The following is a 21069-nucleotide window of genomic DNA, read 5'->3' as shown; positions in this document are numbered from 1 at the left end:
CTAGCCGAAGTTCGACGCACGGTAGAAACAGCAAGGGGAAGCCCTCACCGCCGGATAACCGACGGGAGAACTTCCCCTTGCTAGAAGCGCTGAAGTCTTCGAACCTTACAGGCCCAAATCGCCTTCGAATGCGCCGCCTTCAAGACGTGCCTTGACGGTCTGCAGGAAGCGACCGGCATCTGCGCCGTCAACCAGGCGGTGATCGTAGGTCAGGCACAGGTACATCATGTGGCGGATGGCGATCGAGTCGTTGCCCTCGGCGTCGGTGACGACCATTGGGCGCTTCACGATGGCGCCGGTGCCCAAGATGGCAACCTGCGGCTGGTTGATGATCGGGGTGTCGAATAGTGCGCCAACCGAACCAATGTTGGTGATCGAGAAGGTGCCGCCGGACAGTTCGTCCGGACCGATCTTGTTGCTGCGGGTACGCGAAGCAACATCAGCAATCTTGTTGGCCAGGCCAGCAAGGTTCAGATCGCCCGCGTTGGAAACAACAGGAACCAGCAGGCCCTTGTCGGTGTCCACAGCGAATGCCAGGTGCTCGGCATTGTGGTAGGTGATCTGCTGGGTCTCTTCGTTGTACTCGGCGTTCAGCTTCGGGTGTGCCTTCAGTGCTTCGGCGACGGCCTTGGCAATGAACGGCAGGTAGGTCAGGTTGACACCGTTGACTGCCTTGAAGTTGTTCTTGGCAGTACCGCGCAGCTTGACGATGCGGGTCATGTCGATCTCGTGGACCTGGGTCAGCTGAGTCGAAACTTCCAGCGACTCGCGCATGCGGCGGGCGATCACCTGACGGATGCGTGGAGCCTTTTCGGTGGTTCCGCGCAGGCTCGAAGCCTCAACCGCAGGAGCAGCTGGCTTGGCAGCAGCCGGTGCGGCAGCGGCCGGTGCCGGAGCAGCAGCTTCCTTGGCGGCTACGGCGTCAAGCACGTCCTGCTTGCGGATGCGTCCGCCAACGCCGGTGCCCTTGACCGAGGCGATGTCGATGCCGTGCTGGTTTGCCAGGCGGCGAACCAACGGGGTGACATAACCCGAATCGTTGGACTCGGCGGCCTCAGCCGGAGCGGCAGCAGCAGCTGGAGCGGCTACCGGTGCTGGAGCCGGGGCTGCCGGAGCAGGGGCTGCAGGTGCAACCGGAGCGGCTGGAGCTGGAGCTTCTTCCTTGGCAACCGGTGCCGGGGCAGCGGGAGCGGCTGGTGCTGCAGGAGCGGCGCCAGCGGCACCGATAACTGCGAGTACCGAGCCAACTTCAGCGGTCTCATCTTCCGGAACACGGATTTCCAGCAGGGTGCCTGCCACAGGGGAAGGAACCTCGGTGTCGACCTTGTCGGTGGAAACTTCAAGCAGCGGCTCGTCAACGGCCACTTCCTCGCCGATTTCCTTCAACCAGCGGGTGACGGTACCTTCGGTGACCGATTCGCCCAAGGCTGGCAGGGTCACTTCGGTGCCGGAAACGGCGCCGGCCGCAGGTGCAGCGGCGGCAGGAGCCTCAGCGGCCACAGGTGCCGGTGCCTCCGCGGCTGCCGGGGCGGCAGCGGGTGCTTCTTCAGCGGCAGGAGCGGCCGGTGCAGCAGCCTGCCCGGCACCCGAACCATCACCAATACGAACCAGGGGAGCGCCAACTTCGGCTTCCTCGTCCTCGGCGACAAAAATTTCTTCAATGATGCCGGCAACTGGTGAAGGAACTTCGGTATCAACCTTGTCGGTGGAAACTTCCACCAGCGGCTCGTCAACCTCTACGCGGTCACCGACCTGCTTCAGCCAGCGGGTTACCGTACCTTCGGTAACACTTTCGCCCAGTGCGGGCAGGTTTACGGTTTCAGACATCGTCCCGTATCTCCTCATATATAAAGCTTGAATTGTGTCGGAGGCGTTGCCTCCGAGCCTAGCTCATGCTGGCGGCGCGGCTGAAACCGCGCCGCCAGCATGACTTGATGCGTGATTAGCCGTGCAGAGGAGCGCCAGCCAAAGCCATTGCGGCTTCGCCCAGGGCTTCGTTCTGAGTCGGGTGCGCGTGGATCAGCTGTGCAACGTCTTCTGGGTAAGCTTCCCAGTTCACGATCAGCTGTGCTTCACCGATCTGCTCGCCAATACGGCCGCCGATGCCGTGTACGCCAACGATCGGGCCGTTCTTGACGCGGACCATCTTGATGATGCCGCTGGTGCCCAGGATCGAGGACTTGCCGTTGCCGGCCAGGTTGTATTCGGTGGTCTCGATCGCGTCGGCGCCGAACTTCTCCTTGGCAGCTGGCTCCGAGTAGCCAACGGAGGCAATTTCAGGCTCGCAGAAGGTGACCTTCGGGATGTTGATGTCCTCGATGATGGTCGGCTTCTGGCCTGCAATTTCCTCGGCCACGAAGCGGCCGTGCTGGTAACCGCGGTGCGCCAGCTGAACACCTGGAACGATGTCGCCGATGGCGTAGATGTTGCCAACGCCGGTGTGCAGACGCTCATTGGTGATCACGAAACCGCGATCAATGGTGATGCCCTGCTCTTCGAAACCGAGGTTAGCGGTCACCGGACCGCGGCCCACGGCCACCAGAACGATGTCGGCTTCCAGGGTCTTGCCGTCGGCCAGCGAAACCTTCACGCCGTTAGCGTCCTGCTCAACCTTTTCGAAGAAGACACCGGTGTTGAACTTGATGCCGCGCTTCTTGAATGCACGTTCCAGGTTCTTGATGATCGCTGGATCCTCGTTGGGAACCAGCGAAGGCAGGCCCTCGACAATGGTGACGTCGACGCCGAAAGACTTCCAGACCGAAGCGAACTCGACACCGATCACGCCGCCGCCCAGAACGATAGCGCTCTTCGGCAGGTCTTCCATGTTCAGTGCTTCGGTGCTGGTCAGTACGCGGCCGCCGATTTCCAGGCCGAAGGTCTTGGACTCCGAGCCGGTGGCGAGAACGATGTTCTTGCCCTTGTAGACGGTGCCATCAACGTCGATGGAATCCTGCGAGACGAGGCGTCCGTTACCGGTGATAACGTTGACTTTCTTCATCTTCAGCAGGCCCTGCAGGCCCTTGTGCTTGCCGGCCACGATGCCGTCTTTGTACGTACGGACACCAGCCAGATCGATCGACTGCAGCGAGGAGTTGATGCCGTACTTGGCGCCCTCACGTGCATTCTCGGCCAGCTCCGCGGCGTGCAGGTAGGCCTTGGTCGGGATGCAGCCGGTGTGCAGGCAGGTGCCGCCCAGCTTTTCCTTCTCGATCAGACCGACGGTGTAGCCCAGCTGGATGGCGCGCAAGGCTGCCGAGTATCCAGCGGATCCACCGCCGAGGATGAGGACATCAAATTCTTGCGTTGCTGCCGAATCGGCCACGTGAACGCTCCCTCGTAATTAGCTAAGTGAGGCCGACTTTGGCCGGCCTGGGGATCGGGTCGCAGATTGGTGCACCGCGCGGTGAAGCGCGTGAGAGAAATCTACGGTGATGTTTCAAAACTTACCTTAGTACCGTCGGCGCGTATGAGTCACCTTCGTGCACATAAAAGTAGGCTATGTCTCGTTGCCCTCACGGGCTGTGACGCGCGAATTGACATCAATTCGCGCGTCACAGAGGGTTTTTAGTGTGCGCCTGCAAGCTTTTCGGCGTAGGCGACCAGCGTGCGGACCTGCGATCCGGTGCCGTTCTTCGGGGTGTAACCCCAAGGCTTGCCCTCGTTGAAGGCCGGACCTGCGAAGTCGATGTGCGCCCACGGGATTTTTGCGCCGTCAACTTCGCCGACAAATTCTTCCAAGAAGACCGCGGCGGTCATCATGCCACCCATACGCTCACCGATGTTTGCCAGGTCAGCGACCTGCGAATCGATGCTCGGGCGCAATTCTTCGGGCAGCGGCATGGCCCAGGCAAGTTCGCCGGCCGCATCGGATGCGGCAACCAGCTCATCTCGTACCTGCTCATTGCCCATGATGCCCGCGGTGCGCAAACCCAACGCCAGCATCTGCGCGCCGGTCAGGGTCGCCATGTCGATCATGACATCTGGCTTCTCTTCGCTGGCAGCCGCCAGCCCATCGGCCATGACCAGGCGGCCCTCGGCGTCGGTGTTCAGCACCTCAACGGTTTTGCCACCGAACATCGTGATTACATCGCCCGGACGCGTCGACGCGCCACCTGGCATATTTTCGGCCAGGCACAGCCACGCGGTGACCTTCAAATTCAGGCCCAATTCCGCGACGGCCGCCACGGTCTGGAACATCGCCGCGGCGCCGGACATATCCGACTTCATGGCGTGCATGCCTGCAGGCGGCTTCAGGGAGATGCCGCCGGTGTCGAAAGTAATTCCCTTGCCGATCAGTGCAAGATGTTTTTCCGCCTTGGCCGGGGAGTATTCCACCTTGACCATGCGCGGCTGACGAACTGAGCCGCCGCCAACGCCCATCAGGCCGCCAAACCCGTCTTTGGCCAGTCGTTTCTCGTCAAAGATGGTGACTTTCAGGGGCAGCGGCTTGGAGTATTCCTTCACTGCCGCGGCGAAAGACTCCGGGTAGAGCAGGTTCGGTGGGGTATTGATCAGGTCGCGGGTGGCCCGCACAGCCCGGCCGAGGACCGCCGCGCGTTTGAGCACAGCTGGCAGCTCCTTGGAGGTTGCTACCTCGGTGGCGATCATGGCTTCGGTGAGCACAGGCTTGTCGTTGGCCGCGGTGCGCAGGTTCTCATAACGGTAGGCGCCCAGGGCGATGCCCTCGGCCACCGCGGCGGTGCGTTCTGCAGTGTCGGCCGGAAGTGCGAAGATGGCGCTCTTTGCATTGGAGATTTGGCGGGCTGCGGATCCGGCGGCGCGACGCAGGGTCTCTGCATCCAGCTCTGCGAGTTCCTTGACACCCAAGCCGATAAAGAGCAGGACCTTGGCCTTGGTTTCTTCAACACCTGGCAGCAGGGTCACTTCGTCGGCCTTGCCTCCGACGCCAATGAGGCTGAGCGACTTTTCGAGGCCCGTGGTGACGTCGGCGGAAAATGGCGACACGGCAATGGAAACCTTGTCGCCATTTTTCAGGACGCCGAGCACCAAGGTGTCTGCGCTTTTGCGGTTGATGTCGGTGCCGATGGCAGTCAGTGTGAGATCACTGGAGTTGATCACAAAATCATTCCTTCTATGCCTTTGTAGGGTCTAAGGACGAGACAGCCCAGAGTTCAATGCCGGAAACGGTGATGCCGGTGGGCTGTGTATCTCCCATAGACGATGTTATCCGAGGTTGATCACTTGCGTGCGATACTTCACAGCGAGCGAAAGCCAAGACACGTTAGGATTAAACATTGAGCTGTATCCTGACGTCGCAGAGATCTTGATCCAGTGTGGTGAGCAAAGGAGTGGACATGTCCCATGAGCCGTTGATGACGTTGGTTGCGTCAGAGATTGACGACGCCCAGCTTCAGGGTTTGGGCATGTACGTTGCGCTGCGGGGAATGTCCGATGCCGGGCACACCCACTCCCAGGTGGCCAACGAGCTTTTCGGTCGTTTGGAATCGGAACTTTTTGCAAGCTTCAACGCTGATGAGTTGGTGGCCTACACCTCCCAGCGCCCGAGAGTTACATTCCTCGGGGACCACTTTGCCGGATACCAAGCTCCACGGTTGGAAATGTACCTCATGACCGATGAGCTTGAACGAAAGTTCTGGCTTCTGACCGGGGTTGAGCCGGATTTGAAGTGGGAACGTTTAGTAGCCGAACTTTTGGGCTTCATCGATGCCTTCAACGTCGACCTGGTGGTCAGTACGGCTTCCTTGCCGATGCCAGTTCCTCATACACGCCCGGTGGGTGTGACCGCCCACGGCAACCGCAAGGATTTGATCGAAAATATTTCGACGTGGAGCCCTACCGTCGAGTCTCCCGCAGGGCTGACCTCGCTGATGGAAATCCGTTTGAACGATGCCGGCCGCGATGTGGTGGGTTATTCGCTGCATACCCCGCACTACCTCGCCGAATCCGAGTATCCAGCGGTTGCTGTGGCTGCGTTGGAACATGTTGGGGCCGCCCTGAAACTCGCGCTTCCAACCGATAACTTGCGTGAAGCCGGACGTCTGGTGGACACGCAGCTGGCTGAACAGCTGGAGAGCAGTACCGACGTACGGCAGATGGTTGACGGGTTTGAACAGCGGTTCGACGCGCATTCCCACGAACATGAGCGCCGTTCGCTGCTGTTGGACGAGGACGAAAACATGCCCGACGCCGAGGAGCTGGGTACTCGGGTCGAGGATTTCCTCGCGAACATCGAAGACACCCAAGACTGGCTAAACAACTCCGAGAATGACCCGTTCCCGGGTGAAACGGACAAGTGAGCACCTCCCACCTGAATTCCAAGAGATCGTGGTTTGTCTACGGTTTTGCAGTCCTCACCTACATTTCGGCCATCGCCCAGCGCACTAGTTTCGGTGTCGCGGGACTTGAAGCCACCGAACGCTTCAACGCCAGTGCGCAGATCATGGCAACCTTTTCGGTGGTTCAGCTGGTGGTGTATGCCGGTGCCCAAGTTCCGGTGGGCCTACTCCTAGACCGCTTTGGTCCGCGGATACTGATTACCGGCGGCGCCGCGCTGATGACCATCGGGCAGGGATTTTTGGCCATTTCAACCAACGTTCCGATGGGGCTGGCCGGGCGTGTGATGGTGGGTATGGGCGATGCAATGGTCTTCGTTTCCGTCCTGAAACTGTTGCCCTTGTGGTTTTCGGGTTCAAGGATTCCGATTCTCACTCAGCTCACCGGAACTTTCGGCCAGCTCGGCCAGCTGATCAGTATTTTCCCCTTCCATATGATCCTTGTGAACTATGGATGGACTCCGGCTTTTTCAATCTTGGCCGCTTTCGCCTTCGCGACGCTTATCACCACGATTGCGTTTGTCCGTAATGGGCGCGGGTGGGCGCAGAGCAAACAGAACACCAAAAAACACGAGGGGTCCAGACTGCTCGCGGCGATTCGCCAGCCGGGCACACGATTGGGATTCTGGACGCACTTCACCACGGCGTTTATGATCAACACCTTCATGATGACCTGGGGCTACCCGTTTCTGGTTCAGGGCCAAGGGATTGACAGTTCGTTGGCTTCGAGCCTGATGTCGGTGCTCGTCATTGTTTCCGTCGTAGTGGGTCCATTGCTAGGCACGCTGACGTCTCGATACGCGAGCAAGAGATCGTTTTTCGCGCTCGGAATTATTGCGTGGATGGTCATCATGTGGGCCATCGTTCTGTTATGGCCAGGCCAGGCACCCATGTGGTTGTTGGTGCTTCTGATGGTTGCCGTGGCCGCCGGCGGACCTGCCTCGGTTATCGGTTTCGACTTCGCCAGAACCTTTAATCCGCCGCAGCTTCAGGGAACTGCAACCGGCGTAGTCAACACCGGTGGCTTCATCGGGGCATTCATCACGATCTATGTAATCGGATTCATTTTGGACTGGGCCTACAAGGCTGGTGGCTCGACGGGGGAGCTGTACAACCTTGCTGCCTTCCGCCTTGCGTTGCCGTTCCAATTCGTGATGGTCGCCATCGGCGTGGTTTTTATGCTGGTCGAACGACGCAAGGCAATTCGCTTCTTGGCAGGTGGCAAGTAGCCAGGGGCTCGTGGGAACCTAGAGAAAGGTTCTCCACAGTTCGATAGGTGCATAAGACCCCCAGCTTTTTGTTGCCCCATGGTGGGTGCATGACTACTACACCTGAACGACACCCGCTGTCCCTCTCGGATATCGAGGACATCCTTGCCTATATTCCGCACGCGTTGGGGTTTCATCCCGTGAATTCGGTCGTGCTGCTGCTTATTCGCGAACGGCGCCTCGAAGCGACCTTGCGGGTTGACCTGCCTGCCCTGCATCCCGAGCCTGAACTTGACTCATGGGTTGCTCAGGTTACCAACCTCCTGGGCCGCATGCCCGAGGTGAAAAGTGTTATCGCCGTGGTTTACGCTTCGGGCAGCCACGGAGCTGAAACGTCGATTCCCTATCAGCGGATGTACCACCGGCTTTCCACCCAGTTGCCTCGTCGCGGAGTCGCGTTACAACATGCCTGGTGCGTGGGAACCGACAGTATTTGGGATTATGAAGAGGATAGCTTCGAGCAACATCGGCCGCGTCCGGAAATCAGTGGAAATGAAAACCACCTGACGATGGTGTTCGCGGGTTCTGCTCCTATGGAGAAACCATGGGACGGCTGCGGAATTCCCCCATGGGCTAATGCGCAGGTGATACGCGAACTGGTTCGAGACCTCGGGCTCAATGCTCTTGAAGGAATTGAATGCTGGGCCAGGTTACTGGATCTACCTGCAGAGGTTGCCGAAGCGGAGATTCATCAGTACCCGCTGCGCGCGGCGGAACTGATCAGCTCGTTGCACTGGAAGGTTGTCCGAGACGTTCTTCCGTTTCTGGCCGGTACGAGTCATGAGGAAACCGTCGCCGTGTTGACTGCGTTGTCAGCTCGCGAAGCGGGTGAGGAAGTGCCAGAGCTGGCCCACTTCCTCCTGGGTAGAGGTTTGCGGAGCCCCGATTGGCAGCGCACCGAACGGTTGTGGAGGTTAGCCCGCGACCTGCTGGGAATTGCTCAGGGACAGCAGCGTTTCGCCTTGATGTGCGTGCTTGGCTGGATCGAGTGGGCTAAGGGGCGGGGCTCGTTGGCGATGACCCTTTTGGAACAAGTATTGCGTGAATGCCCCGACTACAATCTGGCGTTGTTATTGAAAGAGATGCTCAGCCGTGGGTTGATGCCTCATTGGGTGACCGACCAGTTGCGGGCCTGGCGAGCTCATTTCGGATGACACGAAGCGCCGTTGAGCCTCTCAAGTGGTGTCTGCGCCGGAATTCATGGATAATGGTTCAACAGACCCGGTTAGGTTCGAAAGCGCCTGTGTCTCAAAGTCACTGATTTTGGGAACATTCGGCGAAGTTGGTGCGTTGTTTCTAATGTGCCAACTTACGGTGATTCGTGTTCTATGAATCGCCATCGGACTTGACAGGGTCATAGTGGTGTTACCGGCAGGTGCATCCGGAACGCATCGTTAGAAAGGTTATTCGTGTCATCTTCTGAGACGAACGCTAATCGCAAGGCAACTGAGGCTGAGGTCAACGTCGCCGATGAATCGGTATCACAACCTGTAGCGAAGAAGCGCGCTACCAAGGCCCGTACCAAGAAGGCAACAGCCGACTCTTCGGATCAGACCGAAGAGGTTGCTGAGCTCGAGGAGCTCGACGAAGATGCCGAGGCAAACGCCGAAGCAAAGGCCGGCGACAAGGCCGAAGAAGAGTCCAAGGGATTCACCCTGACGACCACCGACGACGATGCCCCGCAGCAGCAGGTCATGGTTGCCGGCGCTACCGCTGACCCGGTCAAGGACTACCTGAAGCAGATCGGTAAGGTTGCCCTGCTGAACGCTGAGCAGGAAGTCGACCTCGCCTTGCGCATTGAAGCTGGCCTGTTTGCCCAGGACAAGCTGGATCACAACGACGGTTCGATCGACCAGCGTCTGCAGTGGGATTATGAGCAGATCATCCATGACGGCAAGATTGCAAAGAACCACTTGCTAGAGGCAAACCTTCGTCTGGTGGTTTCCTTGGCCAAGCGCTACACCGGCCGTGGAATGCTCTTCTTGGACCTGATCCAGGAAGGCAACCTGGGCTTGATCCGTGCGGTGGAGAAGTTCGACTACACCAAGGGCTTCAAGTTTTCGACCTATGCGACGTGGTGGATCCGCCAGGCCATCACCCGCGCCATGGCCGACCAGGCCCGTACCATCCGTATCCCGGTCCACATGGTTGAAGTGATCAACAAGCTGGCCCGTGTTCAACGCCAGATGCTTCAGGACCTCGGCCGTGAACCAACTCCGGAGGAGTTGGCCAAGGAACTGGATATGACACCTGAAAAGGTTGTCGAAGTCCAGAAGTACGGTCGTGAACCAATTTCGCTGCACACCCCGTTGGGTGAAGACGGCGATTCTGAGTTCGGTGATCTGATTGAAGACTCTGAGGCGGTTGTCCCGGCGGATGCGGTGTCCTTCACCCTGTTGCAGGAACAGCTTCACTCGGTGCTCGATACCCTCTCGGAGCGCGAGGCTGGCGTGGTAGCAATGCGCTTCGGGTTGACTGATGGTCAGCCTAAGACTTTAGACGAAATTGGTAAGGTCTACGGCGTAACCCGTGAGCGTATTCGCCAAATTGAGTCCAAGACCATGTCGAAGCTGCGCCACCCGTCGCGCTCGCAAGTCCTGCGCGACTACCTGGACTAAGCTCTCGAATCGCTGATGGCCGGCTGAATCTCCACGGAGGTTCAGCCGGCCATCGGTGTTTAAGAATCTGCATGACCAGCCACGGAGCACCTGGTCATGCCACGGTGCGATTTCCGGAGGTCTGGCGTAACTCAGGTTAAAAACGTGGGCGGTTTCATCGTAAAGATGAAACCGCCCACGGTACGTTTCCCTGCGGAAACTAGATTCTTATTTAGTCGTTCGCGTCGACCTTTGGTTTCTCATAGAGTCGTGAAGACTCATCGTGCCACAGTGACGTCTGTGGGCGAAGTTTAGATTCCACGTCCCGTGCATGGTGAGCGCAGAACAGCAGCTCGCCGCCGGTAGAAGCTAGCACGGCCCGTACGTAGGCCTGTGCACCGCAACGGTCGCACCGGTCGAGGGCGTTGAGTTCACGACTAGGTGTTGTAGTAGTCATTGCCAGCCTCCCTGAAATAGATGGTCACTCTATACAACCAGCTTTGCTATCGACTTTATCCCGAATATTAGGTGCTTTCGCTCACCGCGTAGCGAGTGTGGATAAGCTCTCATCATCCGGTGCATCTGTCCCAGGGCGCCAAATGCCACATATTCGAACAAAGTAACGACTAGAATGGAAGACAAGTAGTTCTAATCTCGTGTCAGTAGGAGACAGCAGCTCAGTGGCCTCATCCGAAAATTACAACGCACGCCATCTCTCGGTTCTTGAGGGCCTGGAAGCCGTTCGCAAGCGACCAGGAATGTATATTGGCTCCACCGATTCCCGCGGGCTCATGCATTGCCTGTGGGAGATCATCGACAACTCTGTCGATGAGGCGTTGGGTGGTTTTGGCCAATCGATCAACGTCATTTTGCATGGCGATGGCTCGGTAGAAGTACAAGATGACGGCCGTGGTATTCCGGTAGATATTGAACCGAAAACCGGGCTCAGTGGCTTGGAAGTGGTTTTTACGAAGCTGCACGCCGGTGGCAAGTTCGGTGGCGGTTCCTACGGAGCGTCCGGCGGTTTGCATGGCGTAGGCGCTTCGGTGGTGAACGCACTGTCCTCCCGCTTAGATGTCGAAGTTGACCGCGGCGGAAAAACCTACGGTATGCAGTTTCGACGCGGTGAGCCTGGAACCTTCGCAGACAAAGGGCGCAAGAAGTCTGATGCTGGGTTCACGCCACATGAGAAGGCCACCAATCCGGAGATCATTGGCAAGGCCAAACGCGGGGTCACCGGAACACGTATTCGTTACTGGGCTGACAATTTTATTTTTACCCCGGATGCCAAGTTTTCCTATACCGACCTGCAGGATCGAGCGCGACAAACTTCGTTCTTGGTCCCAGGATTGCGCATTACCCTGCGTGATGAACGCGGATTGCCGAACACACCCGGCGCAGAGGGTCCCCACGAGGAAGTGTTCCAGCACGACGGGGGCATTAGTGAATTTGTTGATTTCCTCAGTAGCGATTCACCGGTCACCGACATCTGGCGTTTCCATGGCAGCGGGTCCTTCCATGAGAAGGTCCCGGTCATCGATGAGAACGGCCGGAGCCATATCGAGGATGTGCAACGCGTCTGCGAGGTAGATGTAGCCCTGCGGTGGGGGATCGGTTACGACACCACTCTGCGCAGTTTCGTAAATATCATCGCCACACCCAAGGGCGGAACCCATACCAACGGTTTCGAACAGGCCCTGCTCAAGTCGTTTCGGAAGAACGTTGAAACCAACGCACGCAAGCTGAAATTTGGCCAGAAGGACAAGCTGGAGAAGGACGACGTCCTGGCTGGTATGACCGCCGTGCTCACTGTTCGACTCGCTGAACCTCAGTTCGAAGGACAGACCAAGGAAATCCTCGGCACTCCGCAAGTGCGGCAAGTGGTCTCCAAGGTGCTGGAAAAGGCCATGAACGAACGCCTTGGCTCCAGCAAACGAAACGAAAAGGCAGAAGCTTCTTCGCTCATGGAGAAGGTTGTCAATGAGATGAAATCTCGTGTATCTGCTCGGATGCACAAGGAAACTCAGCGACGTAAAACTGCGCTGGAATCTTCCTCCCTGCCAACGAAGTTGCTTGATTGCCGCAGCAAGGAGGTTGGCCGTTCGGAGCTGTTTATTGTCGAGGGTGACAGCGCCTTGGGTACCGCTCGGTTGGCTCGCTCCAGCGAATTCCAAGCGCTGTTGCCAATTCGAGGCAAGATCCTGAACGTGCAGAAGGCATCGGTCTCGGACATGCTGTCGAATGCCGAGTGCGCGGCAATGATTCAAGTGATCGGGGCTGGCTCCGGCCGTAGTTTTGACATTGAACAGGCGCGCTACGGCAAAATTATTTTGATGACTGATGCCGATGTCGACGGCGCTCACATCCGGACGTTGCTTCTAACCTTGTTTTACCGGTACATGCGTCCAATGATCGAGCATGGTCGCGTCTACGCCGCCGTCCCGCCGCTGCACCGGATTGAAATCATCAACCCCGGAGCTAAACAAAACGAAGTTGTTTACACCTATTCGGAAGCTGAAATGCTGCGCCTGCTGGCCAAGATCGAAGCCGAGGGCCGCCGCTACAAAGAGCCGATCCAACGCTACAAGGGGCTGGGCGAGATGGACGCAGACCAGCTCGCGGAAACTACCATGGACCCACGGCACCGGATGTTGCGGCGGGTCAATATTGAGCATGCCCAAGCCGCCGAGGAGATCTTTGACCTTCTCATGGGGTCGGATGTTGCACCACGCAAGAGTTTTATCATCGCCGGTGCCGAAGATCTAGAGCGGGAACGAATCGACGTCTGACACCGTGGCAACAAAAAACCACCGTCGACTCTTCACCTTGTGTAGAGTCGGCGGTGGTTTTTGCAATCAGAAGAGTGAAATTACCAAGCCAACAAGCGTGGCGCAATCAGCAGAACCGTTGGACACACCAACAGCAGTACGGTGCAAGCCAAAATGAGACCCCGTTGCGGTCTTGCCAATGGTGCTTCGGGGGTCAGCAGACGCTGCAATCGCCGTGACGACACTTCACCGCCAGGCATGCCAACTTGTTCGGCACTTGAGGAGTTCGTTGGCGCCGGGCCGGCAACTTCTGGTGCGGCGGCCGTGGCGACCGTGAGAATAGCCTTGAGCAACGTCTGTCGGCTAACTTGTTCCAGCGCCTTGTCGTCGGCCAGCATTTCGATCAACTGCCGCACGGCATCCAGCGCCATGCGAGAGGTTGGTAACCAAGGCAGGGCCTCATTCCAGGCGGTAAAGGCCAAAATGAGCAGATCGTGACGCTGATCCAGGTGAGAGTTTTCGTGAGCGATCACCGCGGCCTGCTCTTCGGGGGAGAGCTTGGTAAGCAACCCGCGGGAGAGCACCGTAACGGACTGGGCGATTCCCGGGACGCAGTAGGCTACGGGCATGTCATGATCCAACACCAAGGTGTTGGGCCGGGTCTCCGAAGGATTGCTCAAGAGCCGTAAAAGTTGGCGATGTTTGGCGCGTTGTCTGGTGGTACGCCAAGCGGCGCGGGCCAAGGTGAGCACCAGATGGAAAGCGAACAGAAAGGCTGTGCTCAACGCAAAAAGGTGGACGATCCCAGGGTAAACAACCCCCGGCGCTCCGGTAATCAGATCCCAGCCGGCAAGTAGCGCGCTGATGAGATCGTTGCCCAGCGGAGCGAGGCCCCAGACCAGCATGGAGCCGATCATGGACAAACCACCGCCCAATGCGATGGCCTGCCAGAGCAGGACAGCCTGGACCGGAGCGCGGGAGGTCCATTTGGCCTTGGACAACGCCAACGGCGTTGGCCACGCCAATGCGATAGCCAACGCCGCTAGAAAATATGAGGTGAGAAGCACTCAGTCCCTGAAGTTCGTGTAAATTATGCGGACTTTACCGAGTCCAAGATAGCACGAAGGGATGCTGCTTCATCTGCTGAAATGCCGCCAATGAAGCGGGCAAGGACGGCTTCGCGGTCTTGGGCGGTGCCCAAGGCGTCGTTGAGCAGTCCTACGGTGTGATCCTCGCGTGTCGAAGACGCGGTGTATCGATGGGGGCGCGTGCTGCGTTCGCGAATCACGAGTCCCTTCTTCTCCAGTCGTGCCAACACGGTGAGTACCGTGGTCACTGCGAGTTCTTTTGCATCGGTACCAAGTGCCGCAAGATCATCACGTAGATCGTTTGCGGTGAGCGGTTCTGCGGAGTCCCACAGCAGGTCCATGACGGAGCGTTCTAGATCGCCAAGGCTGGCCACTAGGTAGTACCTCGCTTGCTTTAGTTGCTGATGTACCAGTTCCCTCGCCGTAACGACGTGAAATTTAGTACTTGGAAATCTCATTGTAGCGATATTTGAACAATATTTCTACGTGTCGTAAAAGACCTTTTTGAGTACATCGTTTCCGGTTTGAGGCACCCGCCTGCTGGTGCAGGTGGTCATTTTTTGTTGACTTGGGTTCTTCGGTTTCCATAGACGCGGAGCGCGCCTTGGGTCTAGAATCCCGGGGATTTGCATATTGCGACATCAATTTCCGCGCGAATGGTGGTGAGTGAAGCCACGCTGAGCCGATTTCTACATGTTGTCGAAATTGATCTATGGTGGTCCTGTGAGCCAACTTCTACGCATCGTAGAAGTATCCGGCGAACCAACATTCGTGACTGATACGAACAGAGGACCCGATGGATGCACTAGAGATTGCCCGGTGGCAGTTTGGCATTACAACCGTGTACCACTTCTTGATGGTGCCCCTGACGCTGGGGCTGGGTATGACTGTGGCGGTGCTGCAAACCGTCTGGCACCGCACGGGCAACGAGCAGTGGCTGCGCATGACCAAGTTCTGGGGCAAGCTGTTTCTGATCAACTTCATCATGGGTGTTGCCACCGGCATCGTCCAAGAGTTCCAGTTCGGGATGGCTTGGAGTGAATACAGCCGCTACGTCGGGGACGTTTTCGGCGCACCCTTGGCGATGGAAGCGCTCCTGGCATTTTTTGTGGAGTCAACATTCCTTGGGCTGTGGATTTTCGGATGGAAAAAGCTACCCAAACTGCTGCACCTTGCGACGATCTGGTGCGCTGCCCTGGCATCCTTGCTTTCGGCGTATTTCATCCTGGTGGCTAACTCCTGGATGCAGCATCCGGTCGGCGCGGAGATCGTGGACGGCAAAGCGGTGATGACCGACGCGTGGGCAGTGTTCACCAACAACACCGCACTGATCACCTTCCCGCACACACTTTTCGGGGCTTTTGCGGTCGCCGGCGGATTTTTGCTTGGCATTTCATGGTTCCATCTCTACCGCCGCCGCAAGGAAGGCATCGACAGCGTCGATGCGCACGGCAAGGTCGTTGTCGGCGAAGAGCTGAGTAAGGGCAAAAACCGGGACAAGACCGACTACCAAGTGTGGATCAAATCGCTTCGTATCGGTGCCGCCGTCGCCATGGTTTCCTTCCTCGGTGTGGCCTTGACTGGTCACGAGCAAGCCAAGCTGATGTTTGAACAGCAGCCGATGAAGATGGCCTCCGCCGAGGCCGCCTGCCACGACGGAACCGGCTTCTCGGTACTGACCTTGGGGGATATCACCACCGCGGGATCTACCGGCTGCGACGACATTGTGGCGACCTTCGAGCTGCCCGGCCTGCTTTCGTTTTTGGCCAATGGCGACTTCACTACCGAGGTCAAGGGTGTGAACACACTCGTTCCCGAGTACCAGGAGAAGTACGGAAAGTACTACCCGGAAGACCCGAACTTCGGCCAGTACGCGGGCCAGGAAATCAACTACCTTCCAGTCATGGAGGTCACCTACTGGGGATTCCGCCTGATGATCACCCTCGGTGGTTTATCAGCACTCACGGCGGCGCTGGCGCTGTGGATCACCCGCAAGGGCACCGTACCGGAAAGCAAATGGCTCTCACGCCTGGCCTTGCTGAGCATCGCAGCACCCTTTGGCGCCAACTCGGCAGGCTGGATTTTCACGGAAATGGGCCGCCAGCCCTTTACTGTCGCGCCCAATCCGCAGATGGGAGGCGTTGACCAGGTCTTCATGTATACCGCGGCATCCGTCTCTCCCACGGTGAGCGCCGGCGAAATGCTCTTCTCGCTGATCACCCTGACCTTGGTTTACGGTGTGCTGCTGGTGGTCGAACTGGTCATGCTGACCCGGTACATCCGCGGCGGCATCGGTTCGGCGATGCCCGAGCTCAACGACCATGGCCCAACACACGACGACGGCCCGGGCAACAACAAAAACGACGACGACGATGTTCTGGCCTTCGCCTACTAGCCCTCGCAGAACAATAGGAGAAACACCATGGAATGGTTACCAACACTCTGGTTCATCCTCATTGCTGTGCTCTGGTGCGGCTACCTGTTCCTCGAAGGATTCGACCTCGGGGTCGGCATGCTCATCGGCATGGGACGCGGTACCGAGAAACGCAAACGTGTACTGCTGAATACCATCGGCCCGGTCTGGGACGGCAACGAGGTCTGGCTGTTGACCGCCGGCGGGGCCACCTTTGCAGCGTTCCCGCACTGGTATGCCTCACTGTTCTCAGCCTTGTACATCCCGCTGACCCTCGTATTGGTGGCGCTGATCTTCCGTGCGGTCTCCATCGAGTACCGCGGGAAAGCCAAAAGCGCGCGTGCGGTGAAGCTGTGGGACGTGGCCCTGGGTTATGGGTCGTTTGTTGCGGCCTTTGGTGTTGGCGCAATGCTTGCCCTGACCACCCTGGGTCTGCCGCTGAATGAGAATGGAGACCGCGTGGGAGGCCCGTTCGCGTGGTTGACCTGGTATGCAGTTCTTGGGGGAGTAGCCGTGGTGGCCTTCTGCTGGATTCAGGCATTGGCCTTTATCCGGCTCAAGACCGACGGCCCGGTCCGCGAACGCGCCGGGCAACTATTTACCCGCTGGTTGCCGCTGGCAGTGCTGCCTCTGGTGGCCTGGGTGCTGACCGTGCTCCTGGCCAACAATTCGGTCGCGTCCTGGGCCCTGCTGGCCGTTGCCGTGCTGACCCTGATCTGCAGCGTCGTCGCCGGACGGGCCGGCCGCGAAGGGATTTCGTTCATCGCACTAGGGCTCATGCTGGCAACCGGAGTCGCCGCGATCTTCACCGCCGTATTCCCGGTGGTCTTGCCTTCCACCTTGGACCCCGCCTTCGACCTGACGATTTACACGGCTTCCAGCTCGGATTACACGCTGAAGCTGATGAGCGTGGTGGCCGCCTTCGGCGTCCCGCTGGTGCTCGCCTACCAAGCCTGGAGCTACTGGGTCTTCCGCAAACGCGTCAAAGAAGAACACATTCCCGCGGCCCACCACCCGGAATCGATCGTTAAGTAATCGAAGCACACACGGCGAGACAAAGGATTTGATCCCATGCGCACACCGCGCTTCCTGCCACGAGAGCTGATCGCACCTCGCCAGATGGTGCTTCTGACCGTATTCTCGGTGCTCAAGACCCTTGGGCTGGTCCTGACCGCTTACGGCCTGGGGCAGTGGATTGCGAGCATGGCCTCCGGGGCATCAGCGAGCCCGAACCTGCTGCTGGTGGCGGCCGCCGGAGTGCTGGCTCGTGCCGCGGGTGTTTGGGGGCTGAACACCGCCTCCCGGCGTATGGGACTCGGAGCCAAGGAACGCCTGCGTGCCGCATTGGTGCGCAGCGCCGCGAGCCGACCGGGAATAGTTCCGGCCGAGTCGGCCGAACTTTCGGTTCCGGTGACCGCGACATTGGCGAGCCACGGGATCGACAAGCTCGATGACTACTTCACCAAATTCATTCCGGCGTTCATTGGCGCCATGGTGCTGCCCTTGCTGCTGGGGATCTATATCCTGCAGCTTGACTGGATCAGCGCGGTGGTGCTGATCCTGACGGTTCCGCTGGTACCGATCTTCATGGCCCTGATAGGCCTGCATACCCAGGAGACCCTGCGCGCCTCGCAGTCCAAACTCGACGCCTTGGCGCACCAAATGTACGAGCTGGCTCAGGGCCTTCCTGCCCTGCTTGGGCTGGGGCGAGCCCGGCGCCACGGCAACGCCATTGCCGCGGTCAGCGACAAATATCGCCAAGCGACCATGGCGAATCTGAAAACGGTGTTCCTCTCCAGCTTTTGGCTGGAGCTGATCTCAACCCTGTCGGTCGCGGTCCTCGCGGTAATGATTGGTGTGCGATTGGTTGGCGGGAACATGGATCTGGCCGCCGGGCTGATCATCTTGATCCTGGCACCCGAGCTGTTCTCTGCCCTGCGTGAGGTCGGCTCCGCCTACCACGCGGCCGATGACGGATTGGCCGCCTACCAGCGCTACCAAAACATCACCACCGCGCCAGCTCGCCACCGGATCAGTGCCAGCACCCCAACCACCCCCGGCAGCCTGCTGGAACTACGCGAGGTCAATATCCGCTACGGTGAAACCGAACCGGTGCACCAGAACCTGAACCTCACGCTGAAACCAGGTCAGCGCATCGTGCTCTCCAGCGCTAGCGGCACCGGCAAAACCACCGTGCTGCGCCTGATCGCGGAAAGCTGCACCAGCGACAACAGCTTTGATGCCGCACGGGTTAACGGACAGATCTACGTGGGTAGCGAACTGGCCGTGATCAGCCAGCATCCCCGATTCAACACGCAGACCGGCACCGAGCAACTCGCCCAGGACGTCCCAGCCGCCGAGCAAGCGCTGATCGCGCAGCTGGCCGACCGGTTGGACCTGGGTGGGATGCTTCCCCGGCACATCGCGGAGTACTCACCCGGCGAACTTCGCCGTCTGGAGGTGCTGCGCGCCCTGCTGCGCCTGCACAGCACCCCCAGCTGCCGCATCCTGCTCGCCGATGAACCAACAGCCCACCTCGATGATCTCAACGCCGCCGCGGTACGCCAACTGCTCAGTGAACTTCCCGACGGCACCGGGGTCTTGATTGCCAGCCACGACCCGCTGCTCGCCAGCGACGGAAAGCTGCAGCTGCACCCGAAACACGCCACACCCGACACTGCGATCCCAGTCCCGTACCGCGCCCAAAGCCCCGCGGACGCGGTCCTGCCGGCCGCGCCGGCCGAACCCGCCTCAGAACCACGCAGCTTCAACCCGCTGCGCGAGCTTTTCTCCGGCTACGGTGCAGCGCGCAAGGCAGTCATCTTCGGCACCCTCGGGGTGATGTGTGCGGTCGCGCTGTCCGCATTGAGCGGATGGTTGATCGTGGAATCCAGCTACCAGCCGGCCATCTTGCACCTGACGGTCTCCTTCGTGATGGTGCGGACGCTTGGAATCGGCCGGGCCGTCTTCCGCTACCTCGAACAATTGGCAATCCACGACGCGGTGCTCGGTTACGCCGGTGCACTGCGAGAAAAAATCTGGTCCTCGATGGTCGGCAATCCCGCCCGGTGGGGATTGGTCAGCCGGTCCTCGGTGGTGCTGCGTTTCCTGCTGGCCGAGGTTGATGAACTGCGCGACCTGTTGGCCCGGGTGCTTTTTCCCCCGATCCAGGCCCTGGTGGTGTGGTGCGCGGGCACCGCGGTGCTGTTTTATATCCAGCCTGCCTTCGGGATCAGTGCGCTGTGCGCCGGGTTGTTCCTGGCCTTCCCCGGTCGTTGGCTGGTCCGGAAGGTCGAAGGGCTGCAGCTTTCCCGCCAGCTCAATCACCGATTAAACGTCAATCAACAGGTTCTAGGCATCCTTGGCAACCAGGATTCGCTACGCGCCTACGGGTCGCTGGACCGCGTTCTGGAAAAGCTGGACATCGCGGAGGCTGAGAACACTTCCGCGGCCCGCCGCCACGCCGTCGGCCAGGGTGCGGCCCCGGCCTTGGGGGCGTTGCTCAGCGGCGCGCTTGCCGTCGCCTGCGCCGGCCTGACAACCAGCTCCGCCTCCTTCACGGCGCTCGCCGTGTTGCTGTCCTTGGCCTTGGCGGAACCGGCGACGTCTGCCCTGGGAGCACTGCAGCAGGGCCGGGCACTGAAAGAACTCACCGGGGTCCTCGCCTCGCGTGGCGTTGGCGCAAGCCGCGCAGCCGGGCATCAGGCAGCCGGGGACCCTGACCAGGTGCAGTCTCCATCGGCTCACGGTTTCCTGCTGCAGAACGTGTCCTTGGCCTATGGAACCGGGCAACCGGTCATCGACGGGCTGCACGCCAGGATTGAACCCGCTGGGTGGACCGCGCTGACCGGTCCGTCCGGATCAGGCAAGTCCACCCTGCTCACCGCCCTGTTGGGGGCGCTGCCGCTACGCGGCGGACGCTTGGCCACGATTGATTCGCAGGGGAGGGAAACCGAGGTCAGCGCCGCGAATCTGGGTTCGGTGGCCTGGTGCCCGCAGGAAGCGCACCTTTTCGACTCCACCCTGCGTCGAAACCTGCTCCTCGGGGCCGACGAGGCGCCCCAGCTCGGGGACGATCGGCTGGAAGAAGTGCTCGCGATGGTCGGGCTCGACTCCTGGTTCCGGGACCAGCCCCAAGGGCTGGACACCCGAATTGGCACTGGCGGCCACCGGCTCTCCGGCGGCCAACGCTGCAAACTTGCCGTGGCGCGGGCCATTGTCGCCGGGAAACAGGTGATCCTGCTCGATGAGCCGACGGCGCATCTGGGGCAGGACGAATCGGTTGAATTGATGCGGATCCTGCGTGAGGCCCTGCAGGGGCGCACCGTGGTGTTAATAACCCACGACGAACGGCTCGCAGGCTCCTGCCAGGAACAGATCCGGCTGGTCAACGCACCGGCAGCTCGTGCCATGAGCACCACAGCGCTGCGCTAGGCGCACCGCGCCAAAAAGGCCCGGGCCCGGTTCACCTTCGTGATCCGGGCCCGGGCCTCTGCACGGGTTTTGCGGTGCTGCCCTTGGCGCGCCCGTTATCTTGTTGACAGCCCCTAAAAGAGGATCATAGGGACTGTCGGCCGACCAGCCTCGGCATGGTGTCTTGCCCCTGTCCAACCAATGATCC

The 21069-nt window shown here is 59.5% G+C and carries 14 protein-coding genes; 8 read left to right on the top strand and 6 right to left on the bottom strand.

From position 1 onward, the window contains the following. Positions 1 to 105: 105 nt before the first annotated feature. From sucB to ACIOWL_RS19150, 3 genes are all read right to left on the bottom strand, one after another. Positions 106 to 1827 carry a 2-oxoglutarate dehydrogenase, E2 component, dihydrolipoamide succinyltransferase gene (gene sucB / locus ACIOWL_RS19160; RefSeq protein ID WP_400388903.1) on the bottom strand — a complete coding sequence of 574 codons (1722 nt, stop codon included), beginning with the start codon at positions 1825 to 1827 and terminating at the stop codon, positions 106 to 108. Between the two features lie 115 nt (positions 1828 to 1942). Further along, the gene (gene lpdA, locus ACIOWL_RS19155; protein ID WP_400388900.1) at positions 1943 to 3322 is read right to left on the bottom strand and encodes a dihydrolipoyl dehydrogenase; all 1380 of its coding nucleotides are present in this window, start codon (positions 3320 to 3322) and stop codon (positions 1943 to 1945) included. 242 nt (positions 3323 to 3564) lie between these two features. Then, the gene (locus tag ACIOWL_RS19150; protein WP_400388897.1) at positions 3565 to 5079 is read right to left on the bottom strand and encodes a leucyl aminopeptidase; all 1515 of its coding nucleotides are present in this window, start codon (positions 5077 to 5079) and stop codon (positions 3565 to 3567) included. A 236-nt stretch (positions 5080 to 5315) separates the two neighbouring features. On the opposite strand from ACIOWL_RS19150, the gene ACIOWL_RS19145 reads away from it, so the two are divergent. The 4 genes from ACIOWL_RS19145 (at position 5316) to ACIOWL_RS19130 (ending at position 10200) form a co-directional block, all read left to right on the top strand. Then, positions 5316 to 6278 (top strand): proteasome assembly chaperone family protein, encoded by a 963-nt coding sequence (locus tag ACIOWL_RS19145; RefSeq protein ID WP_400388894.1) that lies wholly within the window; start codon positions 5316 to 5318, stop codon positions 6276 to 6278. Beyond that, positions 6275 to 7543 (top strand): nitrate/nitrite transporter, encoded by a 1269-nt coding sequence (locus ACIOWL_RS19140; protein WP_400388891.1) that lies wholly within the window; start codon positions 6275 to 6277, stop codon positions 7541 to 7543. Before ACIOWL_RS19145 ends, ACIOWL_RS19140 begins: the two co-directional genes overlap by 4 nt. A 47-nt stretch (positions 7544 to 7590) precedes the next feature. Further along, on the top strand, positions 7591 to 8736 hold the full coding sequence (locus tag ACIOWL_RS19135) for a DUF4192 domain-containing protein (RefSeq protein WP_400388889.1): 1146 nt from the start codon (positions 7591 to 7593) through the stop codon (positions 8734 to 8736). 255 nt (positions 8737 to 8991) lie between these two features. Beyond that, the gene (locus ACIOWL_RS19130; protein ID WP_400388886.1) at positions 8992 to 10200 is read left to right on the top strand and encodes an RNA polymerase sigma factor; all 1209 of its coding nucleotides are present in this window, start codon (positions 8992 to 8994) and stop codon (positions 10198 to 10200) included. 211 nt (positions 10201 to 10411) lie between these two features. On the opposite strand, the gene ACIOWL_RS19125 is transcribed toward ACIOWL_RS19130, so the two are convergent. Beyond that, the gene (locus tag ACIOWL_RS19125; protein ID WP_400388883.1) at positions 10412 to 10636 is read right to left on the bottom strand and encodes a hypothetical protein; all 225 of its coding nucleotides are present in this window, start codon (positions 10634 to 10636) and stop codon (positions 10412 to 10414) included. 223 nt (positions 10637 to 10859) lie between these two features. Here ACIOWL_RS19125 and ACIOWL_RS19120 point away from each other — a divergent pair, with 223 nt between their 5' ends. Continuing rightward, positions 10860 to 12968 carry a type IIA DNA topoisomerase subunit B gene (locus tag ACIOWL_RS19120; protein ID WP_400388880.1) on the top strand — a complete coding sequence of 703 codons (2109 nt, stop codon included), beginning with the start codon at positions 10860 to 10862 and terminating at the stop codon, positions 12966 to 12968. Between the two features lie 80 nt (positions 12969 to 13048). Here ACIOWL_RS19120 and ACIOWL_RS19115 read toward each other — a convergent pair whose 3' ends face one another. Both ACIOWL_RS19115 and ACIOWL_RS19110 read right to left on the bottom strand, forming a co-directional pair. Further along, the gene (locus ACIOWL_RS19115; protein WP_400388877.1) at positions 13049 to 14014 is read right to left on the bottom strand and encodes a M56 family metallopeptidase; all 966 of its coding nucleotides are present in this window, start codon (positions 14012 to 14014) and stop codon (positions 13049 to 13051) included. Between the two features lie 23 nt (positions 14015 to 14037). Then, positions 14038 to 14409 carry a BlaI/MecI/CopY family transcriptional regulator gene (locus ACIOWL_RS19110; RefSeq protein WP_400388874.1) on the bottom strand — a complete coding sequence of 124 codons (372 nt, stop codon included), beginning with the start codon at positions 14407 to 14409 and terminating at the stop codon, positions 14038 to 14040. A 422-nt stretch (positions 14410 to 14831) separates the two neighbouring features. Between ACIOWL_RS19110 and ACIOWL_RS19105 the strand changes: the two genes are divergently transcribed. From ACIOWL_RS19105 to cydC, 3 genes are read left to right on the top strand one after another with little or no spacing between them, the layout of a single operon-like run. Beyond that, positions 14832 to 16430, top strand: coding sequence for a cytochrome ubiquinol oxidase subunit I (locus ACIOWL_RS19105; RefSeq protein ID WP_400388872.1), 1599 nt, complete (start codon positions 14832 to 14834; stop codon positions 16428 to 16430). A 27-nt stretch (positions 16431 to 16457) separates the two neighbouring features. Next, positions 16458 to 17483: a cytochrome d ubiquinol oxidase subunit II gene (gene cydB, locus ACIOWL_RS19100; protein ID WP_400388869.1), complete on the top strand. Its 1026-nt coding sequence runs from the start codon at positions 16458 to 16460 to the stop codon at positions 17481 to 17483. Positions 17484 to 17519: 36 nt separating this feature from the next. Continuing rightward, positions 17520 to 20882, top strand: coding sequence for a thiol reductant ABC exporter subunit CydC (gene cydC, locus ACIOWL_RS19095; RefSeq protein ID WP_400388867.1), 3363 nt, complete (start codon positions 17520 to 17522; stop codon positions 20880 to 20882). Positions 20883 to 21069: the final 187 nt, after the last annotated feature.

This window comes from Glutamicibacter sp. NPDC087344 (assembly GCF_044744225.1).
In the GTDB taxonomy this organism is placed as follows: domain Bacteria; phylum Actinomycetota; class Actinomycetes; order Actinomycetales; family Micrococcaceae; genus Glutamicibacter.
The sequence above is the reverse complement of the archived record's forward strand: the minus strand, read 5'-3'. Positions and strand labels throughout refer to the sequence as shown.